This is a genomic window from Microbulbifer epialgicus, assembly GCF_041447265.1.
In the GTDB taxonomy this organism is placed as follows: Bacteria; Pseudomonadota; Gammaproteobacteria; order Pseudomonadales; family Cellvibrionaceae; genus Microbulbifer; species Microbulbifer epialgicus.
In genome coordinates this window covers 1-5,045 of the sequence record NZ_JBGMEK010000151.1, presented here as the reverse complement: position 1 = coordinate 5,045, position 5,045 = coordinate 1, and the positions used below count along the sequence as shown (strand labels likewise).

Below are 5,045 nucleotides of genomic sequence, written 5' to 3'. Positions count from 1 at the left end.
TCGGTGCCAAAAAAGCTGGTTTGTTGGTACTGATCGGTGTCCGTGAGCATCATTATCCTTGAGCATTTCGACCAGAAATTTGGATCAGAATAGCGAAAACTGGTCGAAATGGCTATGCCATATATCCATGTAGTCCTAGTGCCACAAGGCCTAGCGACTTTTTTCAGGGTCGACTATTTATTGGTTGCTTGAGCGACAATAAATCAACCAGTAGCGTTAGCGGATTAAAGTAAAAAGCGCGTTATTGCCGGAGTGGAATATAAATTTTGTAGTCAGTGCAAGCCTTTAGGCTCGAAAGCAGATATCACATCCTTCGCTCACACAGATATTTTCTATGGGTGCTTGAGTAAGTTCCCAGCAACCGGTCAGTTGAAGAGTATGGAGTACAGCTTGCAGGAACATGCAGCTTAAGAAAGTTGGTAAAATCCTGCTGATATCTTCTGCCAACCTTTTATCCATTGGTAACATTGCTCCTCATTAAGCAGCCTTTGACGAAGGGCTCAGCCTTGCTATTCCTGAACTTCAAATTCAATCTTATCCCGCGAGATGGTAAGTTTGCTTAATGGTTTATATACGGCCTACGCGCAAAACCCATAAGACACCCTCAATACATGCTCGGCTATCAATGGGCTTTGGGCCTCCCTTCCTACGTTTTAGCTGGGGAATGCAAGGTTCAATCATTTCCACTGGTCGTCGGTCAACTCTGACTTGAATCGGCTCACAACTACCCGTCTTTTTACTCTATGAGTGTGCGAGAATAGCCGATTGCAAGTTATGAAACAGCCTCTATTAATCTTCACTGATATCACACGGATCGACATGAAGATTCCATAAATCATAAACCCCTTGGGCTTGATCGAAGTCAATTAAATTAGGCCCTTGATCAAAATGGGTAATTGCGACAAAGGTGCGCAGATTAGTTTCAATAGTGAACTCTCCGCCGCATTGACTGTTATCAAGATGTTGCTTGATATCAATCATCTGGTTGTCGAACGAATCGCTATAGGGGTAATCAGAGAATTCATATCCTTCATAGATTGCTGAATCATTGACAGCAAAATATTGATCCGGAAATTCATGCCTTACCTGTGATAACAAAAATCCATACTTTGTAATTACAAATGAGCCAGCAGCTGAAAACCCCGCATTCGTGAGCTGAGATTGGTCATCAACAACAAGTTTATATTTGAGGTAGCAATTTTTTTCATCAAAATATTTTTCATTAGCATAATCGGCGTCGGATATAGCTGCTTGCATTTCTTTATTGGTGAAATCAATCCTTATCAAATCACCTTCGCCCGGAGCTCTTTGTTTTATCTCTATATTGCTATTTACACAATCGCCCTCCTGGGCAATCAGTTCAATATTGTAGGAGCCTGAACCCCTTTGGTTATATTGATTGTCGTATGCTACGCTGGCATTCACTGCCCCTGAATTAAAACAGACCAGCGACATTACAAGTGTTACATACATTATATAGGCTTTAAGCATAATAAGTCTCCGTCTATTAATACATCAGGATTGTAAAGGTGGGGTGGGGTCGCATTCTTCAAAAGTCAATCTTGAGCGATCCACAAAAGCTTCGTTTATTTGAATAAAACCGGGTGAGTCGGGGGCATATTGAAACTCTGAATATATACTAGCCTCAATGGAGACAGGTTTGCCGCAATCGTTCTCATCTGGACTATCGCTTGGTGGAAGTTTGGTTGCTAGAGTGACATCTAAGTCAAATGATTCTTCTCGTATTTCATTCTCTGGAGCTATCACGGTAAGTTGTTCAGATTGGCTGAGCGAGCTATTGTTGGATCTAAGCCTGACCCGAGCCGCAGCAATCGAACTACTTTTAACGAGGTAGTTTCCTCTGACACTAAACTGCAATGACTTCAGACGAATGTTATTTTTTGTAGGCAAGATCAAGACAAAGAAGTCTAACTCACAACTTTTCTTATCAGTAACTCCAACACTCCTTAGTTCGTCAGTGAAGTTTACGTGCATATAGGGGAATCCCTCTGCGTCGTTATCAATGACGACATCATTAAACTGGCAATCAAACTGTTGGTTTTGCAGTATTATTGCATAATTTACGTCTCTCCACTCTTCTTGTGCATTCGGTACGGATGTAAAACACAATATTGCAATAAAGGTGATCCATTTTTGCAGTAATAGTCGGTGCCGGTCAGTATTCTTCAACATACCAAGTCCTTCTTTTCAAATAAGCTTCTAGGGAATCTCTGAATACTATATATCTCTATTGTTAAACTTTGTCTTCGGCTTTCAGTCCAAAGCATGATGGCATAGCGGTATAGGTTACTTACCGCTACTCATAGCAATTAGCCTAAGTTTTACACCTTATCTATTTAAGGTGATTCTTAGAATTATGTGAATGATTAAGTTGTCATATCCAGCTTTCCATAGAAAAAAAGATGCCATTTCTAAAACCCTCGAATGACCAGAAGCTCCTCTCTCTGGATTTTATACCCTGGATTTTCGAATTCAGGCTCTTCGCAACACCGTTACTAATTGGATGCTCAAAGTAGGTCAGCAGGTTGGACAAGTGCCTTTTCAGAATTTGTGCAACCTTTTTTATCGGATTCATTCCGCTGCGTATCGACCAGGTACGCGCCACTTCCAGGTCAGAGCCCTTTAAATGCGTAAATTTCCCCATCAATTTTTCGCTAACATTACTCGGGGCTGGTCAACAAAAAATATTTACTTCTGGATAAACGCTTATCACCTTTTTTCAGTAGATCCTTCTGCTCGCTTCTGCGCACTTGATCAACTGCCTTGTTGAGGTACAGGCTAATATGAAAGCGGTCGAGGACAATGGTCGCACCGGGCAAGCAATGGCCAACATCACTGCTAAAAGCCTTCCACTGTATCCAATGTTCACTTCTACCCGCTCACCTGCGATATCAAGATCGACATCACTCATATTCCATTCAGATTGAACACCTAAGAGTTGGGAGTAGTGGTCTTCAATCTGAATGGGCTGCTCATCCTAATGTAACTGGTAGATTCGATGAATACATGACCAATTATAATGGATTTTCACACAATTTTACGAAGAACCCCATTTAAAAACATGGAACACAGACAACTGTTGCTAACTTAAAGGTACCATTACCTTGGTCGAGGTTTGTGATCGCTGGAGCAGCATCGCTAACTGGTCGGTAAGTTATTTCACTATACAGATCAGTCTCTACGAAAACTGATTGACCACACTGACCTAAACCTGAAGTTGTAGTTGCGATAACATTGTCAAAACTGTCGCTTTTTATTTCTCCGGCACCAAACCAGGATTTTTGATCTGAAAAAGTTTCGTTTTGATTGTTAACACGGTTTCTCACTCTGGCTGCATTGACGGAATTAGGGCTAGTGAGATAGTTGCCAGCTGTTGAGAACTCGATTGCTGCAATCTTGTACCCTGGGAATGGAGTTATTTGATAGTCGATCTCACAAGATTTTTTTATGGTTGTTAGGCTAGTTCCACCTGCAAGAAGTGCCTGCATTTCATTCTGGAGAAAATCAAGCCGTATCACATCAGCTCCAGGAGGAGAAGTAATTGGTGTATTCGCACAATCGAACTGTTGTTGAACCACATTAACAGAGAAGTTATTTGCATAAGAGGTGGCAGATGCTGTCGCCAAAATAGACAGCGAAAAAATAGTTAAAGCTTTCATAGTTTTCCCTTTGATAGGTTTGGCCATTTATCTTTAATAGTGCCTAACGAAAAGACAAGGATTATTAAAGATACAAGGCTACTTTATAGCATTAGTTAATATTTGTGACCTGAAGAGATTAATATAAATGAATGACTAACAATTAGGAAGAGGTAAATGTGAGGAGAGGCACAAGAATGTGGTCTGGCTATAAATCGCATGCCGTAGTCTTTTAGCAGTTATTATTTGAGCAATATTAATGCTGTAACTAACGTAAATAAAATAAGTTTCATCTCAGTGATATCTGCGGAGTGGCCTTAATGGGAATTATTCCATCAAGAAATACCCCCTGGTCAACAATTCACAGATGTAGCAGAAAACTATTCTGAATAAACGTCACCGATTCAAGTCTTTTGTGTACACTAATGTTCGTTATGTAACGTAATCAGATAGTCCAGGCTTCATTGAGGTTGGGTATATCAATAGCGTTTGAAAATTAGGTTTTACAAAGAGTCATATTTTGTTGCCATAGGGTAAATTTTTCTATGACTGGCGCTCATGAAGAACTTTTATAAGCGATCTTACTAGGCCACAGGTAAGCACTCTATTCGAGACATTCAAGTTGGGTCCCTGAATGCCCAGCCAGAAAATCCCAAAAATGAGTATCGGGAATCGATAAATATGGTAGGGGCAAGGCTGTGGATCTTGGCAGTGCAAATCAAACTGAAGTGCAGGCACAGTGCTCTAGCGTCATTGACCGAAGATGCAAACAGGAAGTTTTTATGAGCCATCACAAAGGGTTTGATTTCCGGCTCAGTCAAATTGTTATCGATTTCTAAGCAGCCATCGCTGAGGAATTCACAAAGCCCATTCCAATATTTTAGGCAGTAATTCATTGCCTTGCCCAGCGGGGATTTGGGTAGCACTTGCGGATGGTGCTCATCCAGCCAGTACTTAAAGGTAGTTATAATGGGTTTCGATTCTTGCTGTCGTAATTCATGCCTTTGTTTCGATGATAGATGGTTGTCTTTGGCTTTACCTTCAACGCGATAGAGCGTCTTATGCCCGTTTTGCTAGCCCACTCCTTTGCGCCGCTCTTGTTATGGGTTCAAATTTTCGTCGGGCATGAGCATTGCAGTAGTTTAGGTCTACAGTTGCCTAAGATTTTCGGCTTGCTGGCCGACCAGGTTCGTTAAGAACTTGGAGTGATGTGGCATCCAAAGCCCCAATATCGCAGCAAATGACGCCATCTTTTAGCAAATTGATCAGTGATTGTAGGGGAGTGGCACAATCGATAAGAGTTATAACCAAATCTGGTGTTTGAAGGTTTGAAAAAAAGCGGCGTATCTGGTTGATTTGTTATCGCCAGACAATAAACCAACTAAG

Annotated in this window: 5 protein-coding genes and 1 pseudogene; all 6 read right to left on the bottom strand. The window is 41.2% G+C overall.

What is annotated here, in order from left to right:
* Positions 1-789: 789 nt before the first annotated feature.
* A complete protein-coding gene (locus tag ACCI49_RS23500) occupies positions 790-1,491 on the bottom strand; it encodes a hypothetical protein (RefSeq protein WP_371841677.1) in 702 nt (233 codons plus the stop codon).
* Positions 1,492-1,515: 24 nt separating this feature from the next.
* A complete protein-coding gene (locus ACCI49_RS23495; RefSeq protein WP_371841676.1) occupies positions 1,516-2,193 on the bottom strand; it encodes a hypothetical protein in 678 nt (225 codons plus the stop codon).
* 202 nt (positions 2,194-2,395) lie between these two features.
* Positions 2,396-2,665: a transposase gene (locus ACCI49_RS23490; protein WP_371841675.1), complete on the bottom strand. Its 270-nt coding sequence runs from the start codon at positions 2,663-2,665 to the stop codon at positions 2,396-2,398.
* Between the two features lie 16 nt (positions 2,666-2,681).
* The gene (locus tag ACCI49_RS23485; RefSeq protein ID WP_371841678.1) at positions 2,682-2,879 is read right to left on the bottom strand and encodes a transposase; all 198 of its coding nucleotides are present in this window, start codon (positions 2,877-2,879) and stop codon (positions 2,682-2,684) included.
* Between the two features lie 195 nt (positions 2,880-3,074).
* Complete coding sequence (locus tag ACCI49_RS23480; RefSeq protein WP_371841674.1) at positions 3,075-3,680, bottom strand: hypothetical protein; 606 nt, start codon at positions 3,678-3,680, stop codon at positions 3,075-3,077.
* 596 nt (positions 3,681-4,276) lie between these two features.
* Positions 4,277-4,705, bottom strand: a pseudogene (locus tag ACCI49_RS23475) (IS66 family transposase); the annotation flags it as partial.
* Positions 4,706-5,045 lie beyond the last annotated feature (340 nt).